A 20374-nucleotide genomic window follows, 5' to 3' on the forward strand; every position below is an offset into this window, starting at 1 on the left:
GCTTGAGCGGAAAATAATCAAACCCGCTTGCCCGTGTCGGGATCGAACAAATGCACCAGGCTGGGGTTGATCGCCAGCATCAGCGTGTCGCCGGGGCGGACGCGCTCCCGACCCTGCTCGACAAGCGTAATCTCGGGATCGGCGCCTAGGGTGATATAGGTCAGCGAGCCTGTCGATTCGATGCCGATCACCGGCATTTCGAAGCCATCGGATCCATCATGGGCGACGCGCAGATGTTCCGGCCGCATGCCGGCCAGAACCTTCCGGCCGACGGCGACCGGCTCGGCACAATGGATCGACGGCCGGCCGGGAACATCGAGAACGATCCGGCCGCCCTCGATGCCGGTCGCCGGCAGAAAGTTCATTGCCGGCGAACCGATGAAACCCGCGACAAAGCGATTGGCCGGCCGGTCGTAAAGCTCGAGCGGTGCGCCCTGCTGCTCGATCACGCCATCGCGCATCACCACGACATGGTCGGCCATGGTCATCGCCTCGATCTGGTCATGCGTGACATAGACCGACGTCGCGCCGAGCCGATCGTGCAGCGCCCGGATTTCCTTGCGCATCGAAACACGCAGCGCCGCATCGAGATTGGACAGCGGTTCGTCGAACAGGAAGGCCTTGGGATTGCGGATGATGGCGCGGCCCATGGCGACGCGCTGGCGCTGGCCGCCGGAAAGCTGCCGCGGATAGCGGTCGAGCAGGCCGGACAGGCCGGCGATCGTCGCCACTTCCTCGGCCTTCTTCTTCGCCTCCGGTTTTGGGACTTTGCGCATTCTCAGCGAATAGGTGAGGTTCTGCTCGACGGTCATGTGCGGATAGAGCGCGTAGGATTGAAACACCATGGCGATGTCGCGCATGCGCGGCGGCACGTCGTTCATCAATTCGCCGGCAATCTTCAATGTGCCGCCGGTGATCTTTTCGAGGCCGGCAAGCGAGCGCAGCAGCGTCGACTTGCCGCAGCCGGACGGACCGACCAGGGCGACGAACATGCCCTTCGGGATCGTCAGGTTGATATCCTTGAGCGCATGGAAGGCGCCGTAATGTTTCTCGATGCCCGAAAGCTCGATCTGGATGTCCTGGTTCATGCCGAAACCCTTGCTGGTCCCGCAACGAGACCGATGAGATGCCCGAGAGTGGAGAGCGCCGTCATTTGACCGCTCCGGCCGCGATACCGCGCGTCAGCGTGCGCTGGAAGATCAGGAAGAAGATCACGGTCGGTATGATGCCGAGGAACGCGGCCGACGCCTGCAGCACCGGGTCCGACATGTTCTGGCCGCGGGTCAGCCCCATGGCCACGGAGACTGTCTGATTGTCGTTGGACACCAGCATGACCAGCGGGATCAGAAATTCGTTCCAGGTCCAGATGAAGAAGAACGTTCCCAAAACCATGAGCGTTGGCCTGAGCACCGGCACGATCACCAGCCACAACGTGTCCCAGTGGTTCGAGCCGTCCATCTCGGCTGCTTCGAGGATCTCCCGCGGAAATGTGCTGAGCACCGTCGAGAGCAGGTAAGTGCCGAAAGCGCTTTGCAGGACTGCGAAAATGAAGATGACGACGAGCTGTGTGTCGTAAAGGCCGGTCGCCTTGGCCATGTAATAGAGCGGGTAGATGATCGATTCCTGCGGCACCATGATGCCCATCAGAAACACTACCAGGATCAGGCGCGAGCCCGGCACCTTGCCCACGCCGATCGCATAGGCGTTGAACAGGCTGATCAACACGCCGAGCACCGCGACACCGAAGCTGATCAGCACGCTGTTGAACAGTTTGCGGGTGAAATCGGAGACCGTCCAGAATTTCTCGATCGACGTCAGGTCGATCGAATGCGGGATCGAAAGCGGGCCGCCAACGGCATATTCGGCGCTCGCCTTGACGGCGTTGAGCAAAGCAAGGAAAAACGGAAACAGCGTGACGGCGAGCAACAGGATAAGGAACGCCAGCACCACCCACCGCGCTGAACCTCGCCGCGGCCGATGGGCTGTCGCAGCAGCCTTTGTCTTGGTCACACCGTCGCTGACAGCTGAATAGGCCATGATCTACTCCGTCCGCTCCTGGCGTGCCTGGAAGCGCAGGAAGATCACCGCCAGGACGATCGTCAGGATCGTTTGCACGACCGCGATCGCTGCGGCATAGCCCACGCGCTGCGTTGTGAAAAAGTGATAGTAAGTCAGATAGGAGGGTACCAGGGTGGCATTGTCAGGCCCGCCCGCGGTGATGACGAAGATCGGCGCAAACACTTTGAGCGCCGCGATCAGCGTCGTCAGGACCACAACGAAAATTTCAGGTGCCAGCAGCGGAATGGTGATCGTCAGGAACCGGCTCCCCCAGCCAGCGCCGTCGAGTTCAGCCGCCTCGTAGAGAGAAGGGTCGATGCGCGACAGGCCGGCCATGAACACGACCAGGCAGTAGCCGACCTGGATCCAGACGATGACGAGAGAGACCGCGGCAAGCGCGTATGTGGCATCGCCAACCCAATTCTGCGCCAGGGCTCCAAGGCCGATTGCCTTGAGCACGATATTGATAACGCCGAGAGGATTGAGGATCCACCCCCAAAGCACGCCGGCGACCGTCACGGGGAGAATTTGCGGCAGGTAGAAGCCGGCTCTGAACAGACTTGCGACCCATTCCCCGAACTGGTCCCTGATATAATCGAAGAGCAGGGCAGCCAGCACCAGGCCGATGCAGACGGGAATGATCGTCATCGAGATGATGAACAGCAGCGTATGATACATCGACCCCCAGAATTGATCGTCCGTGAGCAGCCGATGATAATTCTGCAGGCCGACCGGGCGCGGGGTGCCGACGCCCTTCCATGCCGTAAAGCTCAGCCCGAAATTGGCAAGCTGCGGTATGAGCACGATCAGGATGAAGCCGATCAGCCCCGGGATGAGGTATAGGCGATAGCTCCACCGGCTGTCGCTCGGTCCCTGGCTGGCTGCGGCCATGTCGTTCTTCCTCTCACGTCCCCTATTGGCTGCGCCCGAGGGCGCAGCCTGGCTTTGAAAGTCGTTACTGGTTGGACTGCGCGTCGTCGTAGACCTGCTTGATCTGCTCGACGAACTGTTCCGCGGTCAAACTTCCCTGGAAAAGGCCCGTGCCCTTCTGGATAAGCACGTCGTAGTAACCCGGGACCGGCCAGTCAGGGTAGAAGCCGAGGCCGTTCTTGTCCGAAATCTGCTTGAACACCGCAGCCGCGTTCTTGCCGACCGTATTGGTGATCGCAGAAGCATCGGCCGCAATTGGCACACCGCCATTGTTGCCGAGTTCGGCCTGGTATTTCGGCGACAGCGTCAGGCTGATCCACTCAGCTGCGAGATCGGGGTTCTTGGAGCCCTTGGGAATGACCCAGAGATTGCCCGTCGAACCAACCGAATATTTCGGCGTCGGGATGACGAACTGACCCCATTTGAAGTCCTTGATGGTCGAGGAGAACAGGCCGAGGTTCCAGGTGCCCGAGACATACATCGGCGCCTTGCCGGAGGTAAAGAGCAGGGCCGCGTCGGGGTCTTTCATGCCCGTCGAGTCCTTGCTGATATAGCCCTTGCTGACCCAGTCAAGCGCGGTCTTGGCTGCATAGAGATAGGGGGCACCATCGAGCGGCGCCTTCAGGCCCTGGTAGTTGTGCACCCAGTTATCGTCCGCCTTGGTATAGGCGAGCGTGGCAAGCAGATGCTGGCCGCTGGTGTCGATGGCGCCAAGCGCCAGAGGCGTGATGCCCTTCTGCTTGAAGGCATCCATGTCGGCGACCCATTCGTCGATCGTCGTCGGCACTTTCAGGCCGGCCTTTTCGAACATGTCGATATTGTAGAAGCACGACACATATTCGCCGTAGACCGAGATGCCCCAGACATGGCCGGAGCCATAGATGCCCTTGTCGTCATACTTGCTGAGCACGAGATCGCCCTCGTTGAGGATCTTGTCCCAGCCTTCCTTTTTCACATAGTCATCGAGATTGGTCAGCAGCCCCTGGCTCGAGACGAGGCCTGCGGTCGCATTGCCCTTGTTATATTCGAGAACGTCGGGCGCCTGATCCGAATTGAGGATCATGCTGCCGGAGGCCTGCAACTGCTGAAAGGTCTTCTGTTCGAAGCTGACGGTCACGTCCGGGTGCTTCGCCTTGAATTCTTCAAGTGCCTTCTTCCAGGTAATGCCCTGGGCCGAAGGCGCATCCTCGAACCACCAGATCTTGAAGGTCTTGCCTTCGGCATGGCCGGTCGCCGTCATCAGCATCGACACGCCAAGTGCCAAGGCAAATTTCTTTATCGCTTTCATGCTTTCCTCCCAAAAATGCGGCAGCGCCGCGCCAAATCAAACCCGGCCGTGGCATATCGAGCCTCCCAGCCCGATATGCAAGAGCATATGTTAGCGATCAGGGATCGACAACAAATTCTCCACCACGGCAATTCTTCAGATAGTTCAAGGCATGCACCTGGCCGGTCATTTCCAGGGCATCGCGATAGACCGGATCATGCCAGCCTTCGATATCGATCGAGCCCGACCAGCCGGCCAGGCGCAGTTCGGAAATCACATCCGTCCAGTTGGTGTCGCCGAAGCCCGGCGTGCGCATGAAGAGGAATTTCTCCTTGCCGAAAATGCCGTGTTCCCGGATCACGTCCCAGCGGATGGTCGCGTCCTTGCCATGCACGTGGAAGAATTTGTGCGCCCATTTGCGGATCTGCGGGATCGGCTCGATCAGGTAGACCAACTGGTGACAGGGCTCCCATTCGAGCCCGATATTGTCGAACGGCGTCTCGTTGAACATCAGTTCCCAGGCGTCCGGGTTATGAGCGATGTTCCAATCACCCGTCGCCCAGTTGCCGTCCATGGCGCAATTCTCGAAGGCGATCTTGACGCCCTTGTCGGCGGCGCGCTTGGCGAGATCGGTCCAGACCTCCTTGTAGCGCGGCAGGCTGTCGGTCAGCACCTTGTTGCGGATGCGGCCAGTAAAGCCGGCAACGCATGTGGCGCCGAAATGATGCGCAGTGTCGATGCAGTCCTTCCAGCCCTGCAGCGTGTCGAGATCGATCGCCGTCGTCTCCAAGGGATTGCCGAACATGCCGAGCGTCGAAATGGTGATGTCGCGATCGCCGATCGCTTCCTTACAGCGCTTGCCGAGTTCGGCCAGGTCCTGGCCATTGGTGGTCTGCCAGAAGAACGGCTCGAAACTCTCGAAGCCCATATCGGCGATCTGGCCGATACGCGTCGCCGCCTTGCCGGCGCTGGCGCTGACCATCGTGCCGATGCGGATGGATTTTGCCGGATTGCTCACTTCACTTCTCTCCAATCGTGACGCGCTGGCGGGTCTTGGCGCTTTCGATCGCGGCAAGCACCATGGCCAGGCTTTTGATATTGTCCTCGCCGGTTGTTTCCGGCTTCCCGCCGGTCTCGACGGCTTTGAGGAAGGCGGCGATAACGCTCGCATGGCCTTCCTTCTCCGATGCGTTGACCGCGTCGGGCACGGAGATTTCCTCCTGCTCGCGCAAAAAACCCTCGTCGGCGGCAACGCGATGCGCGTCGAAAATCTCTGCGCCGTCCCAGAGTACCGTGCCCTTGGTGCCGGTGATCCGCCACCGGCTTTCCCAGCTTGTATTGGCGCCTTCCGCGCACCATGATCCTCGATAGGTGAAGGTCACGGCATCCGACATTTCGAAGATGGCAAAGGCCGAAGCACCATGCCGGTACCAAGAACCATTCGGATTGGTCTCATGGCAGTAGACGGCCTCCGGCACCTTGGCGGAGACGAAGCGGGCCGCGTCAAAGGTGTGGATTGCCATGTCGAGCAGCAGCACGTTGTCCATCTCTTCGCGAAAGCCGCCGAAATGGGCGCCGATGAAGAAATCACAATGCACGCCGGTCAATTCGCCGATCGTACCGCTTTCGACGAAGGCGCGCAGCCGGCGGATACCGGGGATGTAACGGCGGTTCTGCACCACGGCATGGACACGGCCGGCCTTTTCGGCCAGCGCGATCATCTCGTCGGCCTGGGCGATCGACGTCGCCATCGGCTTCTCCGACAACACATGGCAACCATGATCGAGGCCGATTTTCACCACATTCATCCGCGCCGGTGGAACAACAATGTCGAACAGGAGTTCAGCTTTGGTTTCCTGAAGGACGGAGGCGAGATCGGTGCCGCACTTGACATCCGCGAGATTGAACTCGGCGGCGAGCTTTTTGGCCGTCGCAAGATCGAGATCGACGAACCCGACGATCCGGATCTGATCGGCGAGCGCAGCATGCTCGGTGATGGCCCTGAGCCACCCTTTCGCCATCCCGCCGCAGCCGCAAATAACGGTATTCCTCCGCACAAATCCCCTCCCCGGGTCTGATTTCGCCGGAAATATGATTTCCGTAAACGTTTACGATGACTATGCCGTAAAAATGTTCTATGTCAATAGGAGGATTTCATACTTTGCTCATTCAGGCAGACAGGACACCGCAATGAAGGGCATAAAGCAGCTTGCCCGGCACCTCGACATCTCGATTGGAACGGTGTCCCGGGCGCTGAACGGGAAGCCCGATGTCAATCCGGAAACGCGCAAGCGCGTGCTGGAGGCGGCGAAGGCTCATGGCTATGCGCCCAACCAGTCCGGCCGCAGTCTCCGGCAGGGGCGCACCGGCGTCATCGGCTTCATGATGCAGACCGGCACGGAGATCACTGGCCAGGGCGACACATTCTTCATGAGCGTATTCGATGGCGTGCAGACCGTTTTCGCCCGTCACAAGCTCGATCTCGTAGCCTTGCTCTGCTCCTCGGAAGAAGATCCGTATGATTATCTCCGGCGCATGGTGGCGCGCGGCTTTGCCGATGGGGTGATCATTTCCGCGACCCGTCGGCAGGACCCGCGCATCGAATTCCTCGCCGAGCACAATATTCCATTCGTATCGCTTGGACGCAGTTTGACCGATGTCGGACAGCCCTGGCTCGATCTCGATTTCGAGAGTATCGCAGAGATTTCGATCGAGCGGCTGATTGCGCGCGGTCATCGCCGCATCGCCGTCACCAAGCCGCATGACGAGATCAATCTCGGCTATCTCTTTGTCGACCGCTGTCGCGAAGTGATGGCCAGGCACGGCCTGGCGCTCGACGACAGTCTGATCTTCCCTTCGACACCGAACGAGGCAGGCGGCTATCAGATTGCCCGCAACATTGCGGCGAGCCAGAACCGCCCCACGGCCGTKGTGCTGGTCAATGAAACCATTGCGCTCGGGCTCTATCGCGGCTTCGAGGACGCCGGCATCAAGCCCGGACGCGACATCGCGGTCATCGGCCGCTACAGCCCGCAGGCGACCATCCTGGCGCCAAGCCTCACTTGCTTCAAGGCGTCGCTGCGGCATCTTGGTGAGGCCCTGGCGGAGGCACTGCTGGCCACCATACCCGACTATGCCACCGCCTATCCGCAGGGCATCACACGCAAAGTCTGGCCTGTGGAATTGGTCCCGGGCGACAGCGACGCGGTATACATCAGCGATTAATCCTCTTGTCGCATTGACGGCCACGCGACTGCACCGCATATGGGCGGCATGAGCGAAGAGACGATCACCCTTTACGAGGCCATCGGCGGCGAGGCGGCCATCCGCACGCTGGTCCGCCGCTTCTACGAGCTGATGGACACGCTGCCGGAAGCAAGCCATGTCCGCGCCGTGCATCCGCCAAGCCTCGCCAATGCCGAGCAGAAACTCTACGAATATCTGACCGGCTATCTCGGCGGCCCACCGCTCTACACCGACAAATACGGCCATCCGCGCCTGCGCTCGCGCCATTTCATCGCGGCCATCGGGCCTAAGGAACGCGACGAATGGATTCTTTGCTTCCGCCAGGCGATGGACGAGGCGATCGAGCATCCCAAACTGCGCGAGCTCATCTGGGCGCCGATCGAACGGCTCGCCTTCCACATGCAGAACCGCGAGGAGAGCGGCGAATGATTTTTGCGCTTATGCCCCGCCTCGCTTTGTTCTTCGCCGGTCTGATCGGCGCCTTCGGCGTCGGCTTCTCGGCCCTTGCCGCCCATGGCGGCGACACGAGACTCTACGGCGCCGCCGCCCTCATCTGCCTGACTCAGGCGCCAGCTTTGCTCGGACTGTTCATCGGCTGGCGAATGGTGCGGACGGCACCGGTGGCGAGCCTGTTGATCACCGTGGGCTGTGTCCTGTTCGCCGGCGATGTGTCGATCCTGGCGAAGTTCGGCCACGGACTGTTTCCGATGGCTGCGCCGATCGGCGGGACGATGATGATCCTGGGTTGGGTCGCCGTGGCTGCAGCGGCGCTTTTCCCGCCAGGGAACGCCAGATAATATCCGCGCGCGGATGCTATTTCAGGATTTCATCGCTGTCGGCACGTCGCGCATGCGCGTGAACGTGGCATCGACAGTTTCACCCATATTGGTGCTGACCTTGACCAGACCGTCAGCCGCATTGGTTGGAAATTCAATCTTGGCAAGCACCGTCCAGTCGAAAGGCTGGACAATGCCACGAATGACACTTGGCCGGCCGGCGGCTATTTTCACGGCGAGCTCTACCGTGGTCATGCCAGGCGTTTCACCCGGGCTATACCGCCCGTCATAAACGGCGCCGCCCAGATCGAAGCCGTACACGACGCCATCCTTGAAAGTCAGGCTGACGCCTCCGATACCGGCGCTGCCGGCGAATTCTACCGCATACATTCCGTCCATCTCGACATTTCCTTTCTTCAGCTGAGAAAGCTCCCGATCCTGCAAGGAAGGCGGGAGGCTTTCGAACAATTTGATGAAGGCACTGACCGGTCCAGGGATTGACCGGGATTCCGCCAGCCATTGGGCCACCGCACCAGGGGACACCTGAAGCCACCGGGCGAACTCCGCCTGGGAAAGGCCCCAACGGGTGATTTTCTCGCGAAGGCCTTTGCTTGATACATTCATTGAGTACCTCCAATGCCTCATTGATAAATTATCATTGAGGCATTGTAAATACTCATTGTGAATTAGCAGCGCGATTTGACGGCTACAGGCGGCGGCGCTGGGCGACGAACCCGGCCAGGCGAGAGCTTATTTTCGGTAGATCGATAGGTTGTGGCGGCCATTCCCAGCCCTCGGCGCGGATAGGCCGATCGGCTGACCCGTCCGGCCCGATTACTCCTGCGGTATCCGACCGAACTTCAACAGGTTCCCATGTGGATCAAACACATAAAATTCTTCCATCCCCCAGGGCTGCGCCTTCATCGGCGTCAGCTTCGGCAGGTTCCTCGCGGAGAACTCGGCATGCAGCACATCGATGCCGCCGCCCCGGATATAGATCGCCGATTTCTCGCAGAGCGCCCGATCATCCGCCAGCCAGAAATGCAGCTCCATCCGATGACCGGCGAACATCCGCGAAATGATCAGATAATCCTTGGCCTCATAGCCCACCGTCTCGAAGCCGAGATAGTCGCGATAAAAAGCCAGCGTCTCGGCGATGTCGAGCGACGGCAGGATCGGCAGAACCTCGACCCGGTCGTCCTCGGTGATCGCGCGGCTCATGCGCCGTCCACCACGTTGAACCCTTCGAAGACCGGCGGTCCCTTGTAGAGGTCGCGATGGTCGGCGGCGCTCTTATGCGCCTGGCGGAAATTTTCCGATCGCGTCCAGGCCTGGAAATCCGTCTCGGATGCCCAGATCGTATGCGAGGCGAACAGCGTATAGCCTTCGTCCGCGACCGTCTTGCCGCGCAAAAGCCGGAACTCGACAAAGCCGGGCACGGCGTCGAGGCTGGAATCGCGGTTCTTCCACACGGTTTCGAATTTCATCTCGCGACCGGCAGCGACCCTGAAGCGGTTCATGGCGATGTACATGGCGTCAACTCCGTCGTCTGATCCTGGCAAGCAGATAAGGCCGGAACGGGATGACATTGTCATTGCTCGGCGGCCTTGTCGACGTTGATCTGCGTTTCTGGACCGGCTCCTTGCCCGGCCATTCGGATTGTTCCGCACTAAACCCAGCGACCGCCGCGCGAAGCGCCAGCAATTCCGGAACACGCCCCGCACCAGACGTCTCGACCAGCCGGTGCAGGCCGAGCAGCAGCGGCAATCGCCACTCGCTCACCGGGTCCTGGCCCGATCGCTCAGTTCCTGCATGGCGCGCTCAAAACTCGATTTCGAACCGTTGCGCAGGGGAATGAAAGAGGTGCCGGTTTTCTTGCAGCCCGTCTTCACCCTGAGGCAGGCGTCATGGCTGATACAGTCGATCGGGCAGAAGACGCATTCGACGGAGGGCAGGACGGTGTCGATGCGCGACACCGCCTCGCGCAGGCCGCCATCGTGATGAATGAGTTCGCGGCCGAAATTCTCGGCTATTTCGCGCAAATGCGCCACCTGGCAATCGCGGCCGCCGACATACAGGATCTGGCGGTTCGCCGCACTCGTCTTTTCACCGCCGCCGCGATTGGTCTTGCCGGACTTTTTGCTCATCTGCCGCTTCCGAATCCGTTTCGATAGCGGCAGGGATATATAAGTTGACTATTCTAGTAAAGATTAAACTTGAGTTTTTTAGTCAATAAAAATCACGCGGCAGCATGCGCCCTGCTCAATAGGGCAGGCCGACGTAATTTTCCGCCATCGCCGTTTGCGCCGCATGCGACGACGAGAGATAGTCGAGCTCCGCCTCCTGCACCCGTTGATCAAACTCGCCATTAGCGGGAAAACGGTGCATCAGCGTCGTCATCGACCAGGAAAAACGCTCGGCCTTCCAGATGCGCGCCAGCGCCTGCCCGGAATAGGCGTCGAGGCCGGCGGGCGACCTTTCGACATAGAAGTCGCGCAACGCCTCGAACAGGTAATGCACGTCCGACGCCGCGAGGTTGAGCCCCTTGGCCCCGGTCGGCGGCACGATGTGGCCGGCATCGCCGACCAGGAACAGCGCGCCGAAACGCAGCGGCTCCGCCACATAGGATCGCAGCGGCGCAATGGATTTCTCGATCGACGGACCGGTGACCATGGCCTCGGCAACATCCTGCGGCAGGCGGCGGCGCAACTCGTCCCAGAAGGCGTCGTCGGACCATTGCTCGACCTTGTCCTCCAGCGGCACCTGCACATAGTAGCGGCTGCGGGTGTGCGACCGCTGCGAACAGAGCGCGAAGCCGCGCGGATGGTTGGCATAAATCAGTTCGTGATGCACGGGCGGCACGTCGGCGAGCACGCCGAGCCAACCGAACGGATAGAGCTTGTCGAAATGCTGCAGCCCCTTGCCCTCGACCGCGGCGCGCGACACGCCGTGAAACCCGTCGCAACCGGCGATGAAATCGCAATCGATCCGCTGCGTCACGCCGTCCTTCTCGAAGGTCACATAAGGCCTTCCATCGAAATCATGCGGCATGACATTCTTGGCATCGTAAATCGTCTTGCCGCCGGATCTGTCGCGATGGTCCATCAGATCGCGGGTCAGTTCGGTCTGGCCGTAGACCGTCACCGACCGCCCGGTCAGGCCCTTGAGGTCGATCCGCAGCAGCCGGCCGGAAAAGGAGAGATTGTAGCCATCATGGTTGAGCCCTTCGGCATGCATCCGCACCCCCGCGCCGGCCTGATCCAGCATGCCGGCCGTGCCGCTTTCCAGCACGCCGGCGCGGATCCGGCCGAGGATATAGTCGCGGTCGACACGATCGAGGACGACATTGTCGATGCCGATATTATCGAGCAAAGCCCCGAGCAGCAGTCCCGACGGACCCGAACCGATAATTACAACCTGGCTGCGCATGTTTTCCTCCCCGGAGGCGAAGAAATCTGCTGACTTCGACCTCTTCACTCTTGCCAAAAGGTAATTCGGCGGTCACACTCGTGGAATGCAGTTTTCCAGCAAAGAATTGCATTTTCAGAACACGGGGCTCGGAGAAGTGCACCCGTGCGACTGCCCGGGAGGAGGGCATGAAAACCAACGTACCGACCTACGGCCTCTATGGAGAGGCCGGAGATGCCACGCCTGACTTCTGGATCCACGCTGAATCGATCTTCGAGCGCTCGAGCCGCCATAATTGGGAAATCAAGCAGCATCGCCACGATCATTTCTTTCAAATCCTGCAGGTCAGGAGCGGCAGCGGCGACGCCCTGATCGGCGACGAGGTTCATCGGCTGGAACCAGGCGCCCTGGTCTTCATGCCGGAAAAGGTCACGCATGGCTTCCGCTTCTCGCGCGACATCGACGGCCAGGTGATCACCATCCTCACGGAAAGGGTGGAGTTCAGCGGCCGCGACAGTTTTCGCCTGTTCGCCAGCCGGCCGCGGCTGGTCAAACTCGCCGACGATCATCCCGACAGCCCCTATATCGCCACCACGCTCGACCGGATCGGCCGCGAGCTCGCCTCCGGCTTCGGCGCCCGCTATGGCCTGGTCGAGGCCTATGTGACGACGGTGCTGACGCTGGCCGCCGCGATTGCAAGCCCGCTTGCCGACGAAGACCCCGCCGCCAGCCGCGACATGGCCCGCATCATAAAGCTCAAGGAGCTGATCGGCGCGCATTACCGCGAACACCTGCCGGTGGAATTCTACGCCAGGGAGCTCAGCGTCTCGGTGACGCATCTCAACCGCATCACCAAGGCCCAGACCAGCCGCACGATGAACGAGCTCCTGAGCGACAAGATCATCTCCCAGGCCAAGCGCGACCTCGTCTTCACCGTCGCCACGGCACAGGAAATCGCCTACGCTCTCGGCTTCGCCGACCCGGCCTATTTCACCCGCTTCTTTTCCCGCGAAGCCGGCGAAACGCCGCGGCAATTCCGCGAACGCGAACGCAGCCGCCCGGCGCGGGGCAAACAGGCGGCGGAGTAGCGAACCGCTCCCCGGAAGGGAGGCGCCACAAGCGATGTCCGAGAAAGAGGAAGCGCACTCATCCACTCTGGCGCGACGAAACTCCGCTCTCTATATACCCCCCCAAACGGAGGGCTCCCCAATGGATTATTATACCTGGCTCAAGGCCGCGCATGTCTTCGCCGTCTTCGTCTTTGTCGGCGGCATGATCCTCAACGGTTTCCTGCTGCTCACACTGAAACCGGGTACACCGGAGACGAGCCGGATCGCCGCAGCGGCCAAACGCTGGAATGGGCCGGTGACCGGCATCGCGCTGACCTTCGTCYGGATCCTCGGCCTGACGCTTGCCTATATGGGCGGCTGGTTCCATGACGGCTGGCTGCATGTGAAAATGCTGCTGGTGGTGATCCTGTCGGCTCTGCATGGCATGCAATCGGGCGCTTTCCGCCGCCTGCAGACCATGCCGGACAAGCCGATTTCCGGATTTTTGAGGCAATCGGCGCTTCTCACGATAATTTTTCTCGCGGTTATCGCGATTCTGGTGATCGTAAAGCCGTTTTGAAACGTTACGCCTCTACCTGTAAGGCAGAGGTAACGTTATGGCGGTCATCGAGCACAGTGCAGATGCGATAGCGACGGCGGTCGAGACTTTCGGCAGCCATCGCATCCTCGCCGTTCGCGACGGCAGCCATCTGTTCGACATCAAGCACCATGTCAACCAGCTGATCACCCAGGCCTGGGCGCAATCTGTTTCGACCATCGTCATTCCCGTCGATTGCCTGCCCGAAGAATTCTTCCATCTGCGCACCGGCGTGGCCGTGGCGATGAGCCAGAAGCTGGTCAATTACCGCATCACTGTCGCCTTTGTCGGCGACATCGCCGCGCGCGTGCCGGACAGCCAACCGTTTGCCGATTTCATCCGCGACTGCAATCGCGGCCGCTGGATCTGGTTCGTCACCGATATGCCCACGCTGGTCGGCCGCCTAACCGCAAGAAACCGCTGAGCGGAATTTTTCACGAACAAAAATTTTACCGTTTGATAAATTTTTAGAGCTTTGTTACCTTCCCTTCAATGAAACAAAAAGGGGAACGACAAAGATGAGCAATCTCGCGCCCGGAATCCATCCCGGTCGGCTCGATCAACCGACCTATGAGGCCAATTTCGCCGACCTGCATCCGGCTTTTGACAGACACGAGGCGCTGGTCGCCTCCGACCGCTGCTATTTCTGCTATGACGCGCCGTGCATGACGGCCTGTCCCACCTCCATCGATATCCCGATGTTCATCCGCCAGATATCGACGGGCAACTCGATCGGCGCCGCCAAGACGATTTTCGACCAGAACATTCTCGGCGGCATGTGCGCGCGCGTCTGTCCCACCGAAACGCTTTGCGAACAGGCCTGCGTCCGCAACACGGCCGAGGAAAAGCCGGTCGAGATCGGCCGCCTGCAGCGCTACGCCACGGACGCGGCGATGAAGGCCGACAAGCAGTTCTATAAGCGCGCCGCACCCTCGGGCAAGAAGGTCGCCGTGGTCGGCGCCGGCCCGGCCGGTCTCGCCTGCGCCCACCGCCTCGCACTGAAAGGCCATAGCGTCACCATTCTCGACGCTCGCGAAAAATCCGGCGGCCTCAACGAATATGGCATCGCCGCCTACAAGGCGCCCGGCGATTTCGCCCAGGACGAGGTCGATTACATCCTCTCGGTCGGCGGCATCACCATCGAAAATGGCAAGGCGCTCGGCCGCGATTTCACCCTTGCCGATCTGCAAGGCCAGTATGATGCCGTCTTCCTTGGCCTCGGCCTTGCCGGCGTCAATGCGCTCAACGTTGGCGGCGAAGAACTGGATGGCGTTTCCGACGCCGTCGATTTCATCGCCGGCCTGCGCCAGTCCAAGACCAAGGACGACGTGCCTGTCGGCCGCCGCATCGTCGTGCTGGGTGGCGGCATGACCGCCATCGACGCCGCGATCCAGTCAAAGCTGCTCGGCGCCGAAGAAGTGACGATCTGCTATCGCCGCGGCAAGGAGCATATGAACGCCTCCGAATACGAACAGGACCTGGCCGCATCCAAGGGCGTCACCATCCGCCACTGGCTGGCACCGAAAGCGGTAATCGGCAAGGACGGCAAGGTCGCCGGCATCGAGGTCGCCTATACCGAGATCCGCGACGGCAAGCTGGTCACCACGGGCGAATCCGGCATCATCGCCGCCGACCAGATTTTCAAGGCAATCGGCCAGAAATTCGACGCCCCTGCCCTTTCCGGCCTGAAACTCGAAGGCGGCCGCATCGTCGCCGATAGCGAAGGCCGCACCTCGTTCGCCAATGTCTGGGCGGGCGGCGACTGCATTCTCGGCGGCGAGGACCTGACGGTCGCCGCCGTCGCCAATGGCCGCGATGCGGCCGAATCCATCCATCGTCAATTCATGGCCGCGACCCAGCCGGCCACCGCAGTCGCTTGAAGGGAGGATTGAGACATGGCTGATATCCGCAACAATTTCGTCGGCATCAAATCGCCCAACCCCTTCTGGCTGGCCTCGGCGCCGCCGACCGACAAGGCTTACAATGTCGAGCGCGCCTTCAAGGCGGGCTGGGGCGGCGTGGTCTGGAAGACACTCGGCGAGGAAGGCCCGCCGGTGGTCAATGTCAACGGCCCACGCTATGGCGCCATCTGGGGCGCCGACCGCCGCCTGCTCGGCCTCAACAATATCGAGCTGATCACCGACCGCCCTCTGCAGGTCAACCTGCAGGAAATGAAGATGGTCAAGAAGAACTGGCCGGACCGGGCACTGATCGCCTCGATCATGGTGCCCTGCGAGGAAAATGCCTGGAAGGCCATCTTGCCGCTGGTGGAGGAAACCGAGGCTGACGGCATCGAGCTCAATTTCGGCTGTCCGCACGGCATGTCCGAGCGCGGCATGGGCGCTGCGGTCGGCCAGGTGCCGGAATATATCGAAATGGTCGTGCGCTGGTGCAAGCAATATTCGCGCATGCCTGTGATCACCAAGCTCACCCCCAACATCACCGATATCCGCCGCCCGGCCCGCGCCGCCCGCACTGGCGGCACCGATGCGGTGTCGCTCATCAACACGATCAACTCGATCACCGGCGTCGATCTCGACACCTGTTCCCCCACGCCGTCGATCGACGGCAAGGGCACGCATGGCGGCTATTGCGGCCCGGCCGTCAAGCCGATCGCCATGAACATGGTGGCCGAAATCGCCCGCGATGCGGAAACCCGCGGCCTGCCGATCTCGGCGATCGGCGGCATCACCACCTGGCGCGACGCCGCCGAATTCATGATGCTCGGCGCCGGCAATGCCCAGGTCTGCACCGCCGCCATGACCTATGGCTTCAAAATCGTTGAGGAGATGATCACCGGCCTGGAAAACTGGATGGACGAGAAGGGCTATGCAACGCTGGAAGATTTCCGCGGCCGCGCCGTGCCCAACGTCACCGACTGGCAGTATCTCAACCTCAACTACATCGCCAAGGCCAAGATCGACCAGGACGCCTGCATCAAGTGCGGCCGCTGCTATGCCGCCTGCGAGGACACCTCGCACCAGGCGATCATGTCGATGAAGGACGGCGTGCGCCATTTCGAAGTGATCGAGGAAGAATGCGTCGCCTGCAATCTCTGCGTCGATGTCTGTCCGGTCGAGAACTGTATCTCCATGGAGCAGCTCGCGGCGGGTGAAATGGACAAGCGGACGGGCAAGGTGGTCAGCGATACCTATGCCAACTGGACCACGCATCCGAACAATCCGATGGCAAAGCAGGCAGCGGAGTAGTTGTTTTGAGCTGATGGACGGGCACCGCCCGTCATTGGATCCACTGCTGCGGCCGGCCCCTCATCCGCCTGCCGGCACCTTCTCCCCGCCCGCGGGGCGAAGGCAGATGGGGCACCGACATTGCCACAAGTCCCTTCTCCCCGTTTCAACGGGGGAAGGTGGCGGCAGCCGGATGAGGGGCCGTCTCCAACGGTGCGTCGATTACAGGTGATGCCCGTCAAGCAACAGAATAACTGCGCCCCCACTCCACCGGCACGACCTTTCGTATCGGTGGTGGCGCGACGCCGACCGTCCGAATTATGCAGCCCAGGCGGGGGCATAGACCGCCCGGGCTGCATCCGGAATTGCCAGCGGGATCAGGCCGCCTGCATCTCCGGCAGGATGATCGACAGCATCTTGCTTTCCTCCGGCGTAGAGTCACTGGAGGCGATATGGCCGAAAGCCGCGGCTGCTGCCTTGGTTCGCTCGACAGCATCAGGCAGGATGTCGGCCCCTTCGAGCCGGAACGAGACCGCCGAAAGCGGTCCGGAGAGGAGTGCTCGCTGCAATTCCGGCCTCGCCATCAGGCTCGGCTCACAGCCGGCATTGCCAGCGAACAAGAGCGCCAGATCGTGCATCGGCACGCCGGCAGGACCGGCACGGCCGGCACGCGCGACCTCGACGCCATGCCGCAGGGTGTCGGCCGACGGCATTGGCACCGTGCCCGACAACGCCGCGGCAACCCAACGCGCCTGCAGTTCCATGACCGGGAAGGTCGGACCTATCGCGTCATAGAGGCCGAGGAAAGCCAGCCCCGGCAGCTCGGGATGGAATGTATGCTGGGCGAGATCGATGCGGTCGCACTCGATCGCAAGCGTCTCTGCGATCGCAGGCGCCACCCAGGGCAGCGAGATGTCATAGCCGGTGCCGCAGATGATGCCATCGGCCTCGGCAATGGTGCCGTCCTTGAACAGAACCGTACGTCCATCAATGCGCTCGATCCACGGCGCGACCTTGATCCGCCCCTCGGCCACGGCGGGCAGGAAATGCTGGGATTGGGTGATGCCGGCAGCGAAGATGTTTTGGTGCGGCACCATTGCACCGAACCGGCTTGGGCAGCCTGACACCGACACCACTTTCTCCTTCATTCCCGCCGCCAGCATTTCGAACGGAACCGCCTTGCCAGCCAGCGACGCTGCACGGGTGAACATCACATGGTCGGTCGGCACGCCGGCAATCAGCTTCGGCAGGACATAGCGCTGCCGCCGATAGCTGGCGACCACACCCTTGGCGCCGCCATATGCCAGGTCGGAGGCGATCTCCAGCGCACTGATCGAGCAGCCGGCGACCAGAACGGTCTTGCCTTCATAGACCTGCGCACCACGATAATCCTTCGTGTGGATCACATCCAGGTCGCCGGAGAAGCCTTCGAGACCGGCAATATCGGGCAGCCGCGGCTTGTCGAACCGGCCGCTCGCCACCACGACCTGGGCAAAGACTTCCGCATGCGGATGGCCATCTTGCCTGGAATGGATCACCCAGCCTTGCCCGGGCGCCCGGTCGAGCAGTTTCACGGGCGTGCCGAAGCGGATTAGCCGGGTGAGGTCGAATTTTTCGGCATAGGCTTGGAGATAGGCCAGAACCTCGTCGTGGCGCGGATAGGTCGCCGTGCCCTCGGGATAATCGAGATCGGAAAAAGCAGTCATGATCCGGCTGGTATTGGTGCGCATGCCAGGCCAGACGGCGCTATGCACCGCACCCTGGTTCCATTGACCGCCGAGACCAGCGGAGGCTTCGAAGATGATCGGCTCGAAGCCGCGCTGCGTGAGCCAGCGGGCAGCCGCAAGACCGGCAGGGCCGGCGCCGATGACGGCGACGGTGCGGGAAGGCATGATATGGGGAATGACGTTCTGCATGGTTGAGCTCCACGAATTTGCGATGAAAGCTCGATACCTGCTTCTCCGTCTGCCCGTTCCTAAATGGTCCCTAACCCCCGATGTACGTTTCCTAAATCTTTGCTAAACAACATTTCGAGAAGCAATTGGGGGATGGACGTGCAACTCAGCGAGAGCCTGAAACAGTTCCTGCGCGAACCCTTGATGATCATTCTCGGCACGGCGAGCACCGATCTTAGGCCCGCAATCGCGCGCGGTATGGGCGTCCATGAAGCCGAGCAGGAAGGCCATTTGGAAATCGTCTTTTCCGCCTGGCAATGGCCGGAAACTGCACAGAATATCCACGAGACCGGCAGGATGGCAGTGACCGTAGTCAGCCCTTCGAAATACACCTCCTACCAGATCAAGGGCAAGGCCTGGGTCAGCATGCCGAAGCCGACTGAGATCGAACGATCGGACGGCTACATCCGCAGCATGGAAGCGGAACTGCACGGCCTCGGCGTACCGCGCAATCTCATCGGCCCGTGGCTGACGACCCGTGAACCGCTGCTGGCAACGCTCAATGTTAGCGAGGTCTATGTGCAGACGCCTGGGCCCAATGCCGGCATGTTGGCGGGGTCGCGTCGATGAGCCTTCGTTTATCCGACCTGCATGGCTGCTTCGAAGGCGTGATCCCATCGATCGTCGCCACCACCTCGGCGGACGGCACCCCGAACATTTCCTATCTCTCGCATGTGGTCATGGTGGACGAACACCATGTCGCGCTTTCCAACCAGTTCTTCGCCAAGACGCTCGCCAATATCCGCGCCAATCCGCACGTCACCCTGCTGCTGGTCGACGGCAATGACGGCCAGCAATATACGCTCGATATTCGCTTCGAGCGCTCGGTCGACGAGGGCGAATTGTTCGAGCGCATCGCGCTGCAGCTCAAGGCGAGCAGCGCCCAGGTCGGCATGGCCGGTATCATGCGGCTGAAGAGCGCCGACATTTTTGAGGTCCTGTCACTGCGTGCCGTGCCCTCCGCCGCCGAGATCACCGCGACGCCCAGACGCCGGCCAGTAAGCTTTGCCGAGGTCGCCAACGTCGCTAAGGCCATCGAGGCGGAAACGCGCGCTGATGGGATTATCGACGCCCTGCTCTGCGGTCTGCATCGCGAACTGCGCTGCGAAAGCGCACTGATCCTGCTCAACGATGCCGAATGCGGCACGCTGACCACGGTCGGCAGCATCGGCTACGAGACATCAGGCCTCGGTTCCGAAATTCGCAACAAGGACGACCTGATCGCCTCGGCCGCCGCCCATGGCCGTTCGATCAAGGTCAGCGACATGAGCCGGATCGAGCGTTTCGGCCAGGCGATCATCAAGGAATCGAACCGCGACGAGAATCTCACCCGCACCATTCTTTTCCCGCGGCTCGCCGATGCAATGAGCCAGCTCGCGGTGCCGATGATCGTCCGCGCAAACGTGCGGGGCGTCATCTTCGTCGAAAGCCGCGAGCGCATGGCTTTCCGTGACGAGGACGTGACGGCGATCGAAATGCTGGCGCGGCAGGCGGCGGCTGCCCTGGCGCTGGCGGACGCCGATGATGACGTTGAGGCCGAAGCCGAATCGCCGCCGAGCGTCCGGCCGAACGGAAGGACGGTGCAGATCGTCCATCACAGCTTCGACGACAGCGTCTTCATCGACAACAACTACGTCATCAAGGGTGTCGCAGGCCGGCTGCTCGCCTTCCTGATCGACCGCCATCTTCGGGAAGGCCGCACGGAATTCAGCAATCGCGAAATCCGGCTGGCGGATGGGCTGCGCCTGCCCGACCTCAAGGACAATCTCGAAACCCGGCTACTGCTGCTGAGGCGGCGACTAGAGGCGAAGCAGTTCCCGGTGCGCCTCACCCATTCCGGCCGCGGCAGGATAACGCTGTCGATCGATGGTGCTCCAAGCATTCGGACGGTGGAATGAT

The 20374-nt window shown here is 61.3% G+C and carries 22 protein-coding genes; 10 read left to right on the forward strand and 12 right to left on the reverse strand.

The genetic code is table 11. From position 1 onward, the window contains the following. Window positions 1-17 precede the first annotated feature (17 nt). The 6 genes from AC1D06_RS12110 to AC1D06_RS12135 form a co-directional block, all read right to left on the reverse strand. Window positions 18-1088, reverse strand: a complete 1071-nt coding sequence (locus tag AC1D06_RS12110) for an ABC transporter ATP-binding protein (protein ID WP_477986407.1) — start codon at window positions 1086-1088, stop codon at window positions 18-20. 61 nt (window positions 1089-1149) lie between these two features. Next, the gene (locus AC1D06_RS12115) at window positions 1150-2037 is read right to left on the reverse strand and encodes a carbohydrate ABC transporter permease (RefSeq protein WP_477986408.1); all 888 of its coding nucleotides are present in this window, start codon (window positions 2035-2037) and stop codon (window positions 1150-1152) included. A gap of 3 nt (window positions 2038-2040) precedes the next feature. Continuing rightward, window positions 2041-2949, reverse strand: coding sequence for a carbohydrate ABC transporter permease (locus AC1D06_RS12120; RefSeq protein WP_477879364.1), 909 nt, complete (start codon window positions 2947-2949; stop codon window positions 2041-2043). A gap of 64 nt (window positions 2950-3013) precedes the next feature. Then, complete coding sequence (locus AC1D06_RS12125) at window positions 3014-4276, reverse strand: ABC transporter substrate-binding protein (RefSeq protein WP_477986409.1); 1263 nt, start codon at window positions 4274-4276, stop codon at window positions 3014-3016. 97 nt (window positions 4277-4373) lie between these two features. Further along, complete coding sequence (locus AC1D06_RS12130; protein ID WP_477986410.1) at window positions 4374-5273, reverse strand: sugar phosphate isomerase/epimerase family protein; 900 nt, start codon at window positions 5271-5273, stop codon at window positions 4374-4376. A 1-nt stretch (window position 5274) separates the two neighbouring features. After that, window positions 5275-6276 carry a Gfo/Idh/MocA family protein gene (locus AC1D06_RS12135; RefSeq protein ID WP_477986411.1) on the reverse strand — a complete coding sequence of 334 codons (1002 nt, stop codon included), beginning with the start codon at window positions 6274-6276 and terminating at the stop codon, window positions 5275-5277. A 169-nt stretch (window positions 6277-6445) separates the two neighbouring features. Between AC1D06_RS12135 and AC1D06_RS12140 the strand changes: the two genes are divergently transcribed. Genes AC1D06_RS12140 through AC1D06_RS12150 form a run of 3 tightly spaced genes read left to right on the forward strand, consistent with a single transcriptional unit; the run spans window position 6446 to window position 8298 of the window. Then, a complete protein-coding gene (locus AC1D06_RS12140; RefSeq protein WP_477986412.1) occupies window positions 6446-7480 on the forward strand; it encodes a substrate-binding domain-containing protein in 1035 nt (344 codons plus the stop codon). Between the two features lie 48 nt (window positions 7481-7528). Beyond that, the gene (locus AC1D06_RS12145) at window positions 7529-7930 is read left to right on the forward strand and encodes a group II truncated hemoglobin (protein WP_477986414.1); all 402 of its coding nucleotides are present in this window, start codon (window positions 7529-7531) and stop codon (window positions 7928-7930) included. Beyond that, complete coding sequence (locus AC1D06_RS12150; protein ID WP_477986416.1) at window positions 7927-8298, forward strand: DUF423 domain-containing protein; 372 nt, start codon at window positions 7927-7929, stop codon at window positions 8296-8298. The genes AC1D06_RS12145 and AC1D06_RS12150 overlap by 4 nt, the downstream gene beginning before the upstream one ends. Window positions 8299-8319: 21 nt before the next feature. Here the strand turns inward: AC1D06_RS12150 and AC1D06_RS12155 are convergent, their stop codons facing one another. The 5 genes from AC1D06_RS12155 to pobA form a co-directional block, all read right to left on the reverse strand. Further along, a complete protein-coding gene (locus AC1D06_RS12155; protein ID WP_477986417.1) occupies window positions 8320-8676 on the reverse strand; it encodes a hypothetical protein in 357 nt (118 codons plus the stop codon). Between the two features lie 435 nt (window positions 8677-9111). Continuing rightward, a complete protein-coding gene (locus AC1D06_RS12160; RefSeq protein ID WP_477986418.1) occupies window positions 9112-9498 on the reverse strand; it encodes a bleomycin resistance protein in 387 nt (128 codons plus the stop codon). After that, the gene (hmuQ, locus tag AC1D06_RS12165; RefSeq protein WP_477986419.1) at window positions 9495-9809 is read right to left on the reverse strand and encodes a heme-degrading protein HmuQ; all 315 of its coding nucleotides are present in this window, start codon (window positions 9807-9809) and stop codon (window positions 9495-9497) included. Before hmuQ ends, AC1D06_RS12160 begins: the two co-directional genes overlap by 4 nt. Window positions 9810-10055: 246 nt before the next feature. After that, window positions 10056-10424 (reverse strand): DUF2325 domain-containing protein, encoded by a 369-nt coding sequence (locus tag AC1D06_RS12170; protein WP_477879375.1) that lies wholly within the window; start codon window positions 10422-10424, stop codon window positions 10056-10058. 115 nt (window positions 10425-10539) lie between these two features. After that, window positions 10540-11706: a 4-hydroxybenzoate 3-monooxygenase gene (pobA, locus tag AC1D06_RS12175; protein WP_477986420.1), complete on the reverse strand. Its 1167-nt coding sequence runs from the start codon at window positions 11704-11706 to the stop codon at window positions 10540-10542. Window positions 11707-11873: 167 nt separating this feature from the next. Here pobA and AC1D06_RS12180 point away from each other — a divergent pair, with 167 nt between their 5' ends. The 5 genes from AC1D06_RS12180 to preA all read left to right on the forward strand — a co-directional run bounded on the left by AC1D06_RS12180 (window position 11874) and on the right by preA (window position 16541). Then, a complete protein-coding gene (locus AC1D06_RS12180) occupies window positions 11874-12773 on the forward strand; it encodes a helix-turn-helix domain-containing protein (RefSeq protein ID WP_477986421.1) in 900 nt (299 codons plus the stop codon). Window positions 12774-12894: 121 nt separating this feature from the next. Then, on the forward strand, window positions 12895-13314 hold the full coding sequence (locus AC1D06_RS12185; protein WP_477986422.1) for a CopD family protein: 420 nt from the start codon (window positions 12895-12897) through the stop codon (window positions 13312-13314). Between the two features lie 37 nt (window positions 13315-13351). Next, window positions 13352-13756 carry a DUF4180 domain-containing protein gene (locus AC1D06_RS12190; RefSeq protein WP_477986423.1) on the forward strand — a complete coding sequence of 135 codons (405 nt, stop codon included), beginning with the start codon at window positions 13352-13354 and terminating at the stop codon, window positions 13754-13756. Window positions 13757-13850: 94 nt separating this feature from the next. After that, window positions 13851-15212 carry an NAD(P)-dependent oxidoreductase gene (locus tag AC1D06_RS12195; RefSeq protein WP_477986424.1) on the forward strand — a complete coding sequence of 454 codons (1362 nt, stop codon included), beginning with the start codon at window positions 13851-13853 and terminating at the stop codon, window positions 15210-15212. 15 nt (window positions 15213-15227) lie between these two features. Next, window positions 15228-16541 carry an NAD-dependent dihydropyrimidine dehydrogenase subunit PreA gene (preA, locus tag AC1D06_RS12200; RefSeq protein ID WP_477986425.1) on the forward strand — a complete coding sequence of 438 codons (1314 nt, stop codon included), beginning with the start codon at window positions 15228-15230 and terminating at the stop codon, window positions 16539-16541. Window positions 16542-16897: 356 nt separating this feature from the next. On the opposite strand, the gene AC1D06_RS12205 is transcribed toward preA, so the two are convergent. After that, window positions 16898-18436, reverse strand: a complete 1539-nt coding sequence (locus tag AC1D06_RS12205; RefSeq protein WP_477986426.1) for a flavin-containing monooxygenase — start codon at window positions 18434-18436, stop codon at window positions 16898-16900. A gap of 138 nt (window positions 18437-18574) precedes the next feature. Between AC1D06_RS12205 and AC1D06_RS12210 the strand changes: the two genes are divergently transcribed. Then, on the forward strand, window positions 18575-19045 hold the full coding sequence (locus AC1D06_RS12210; RefSeq protein WP_477986427.1) for a pyridoxamine 5'-phosphate oxidase family protein: 471 nt from the start codon (window positions 18575-18577) through the stop codon (window positions 19043-19045). Beyond that, window positions 19042-20373 (forward strand): pyridoxamine 5'-phosphate oxidase family protein, encoded by a 1332-nt coding sequence (locus AC1D06_RS12215; RefSeq protein ID WP_477986428.1) that lies wholly within the window; start codon window positions 19042-19044, stop codon window positions 20371-20373. Before AC1D06_RS12210 ends, AC1D06_RS12215 begins: the two co-directional genes overlap by 4 nt. Window position 20374 lies beyond the last annotated feature (1 nt).

The organism is Rhizobium sp. P2_G2 (genome assembly GCF_056403555.1).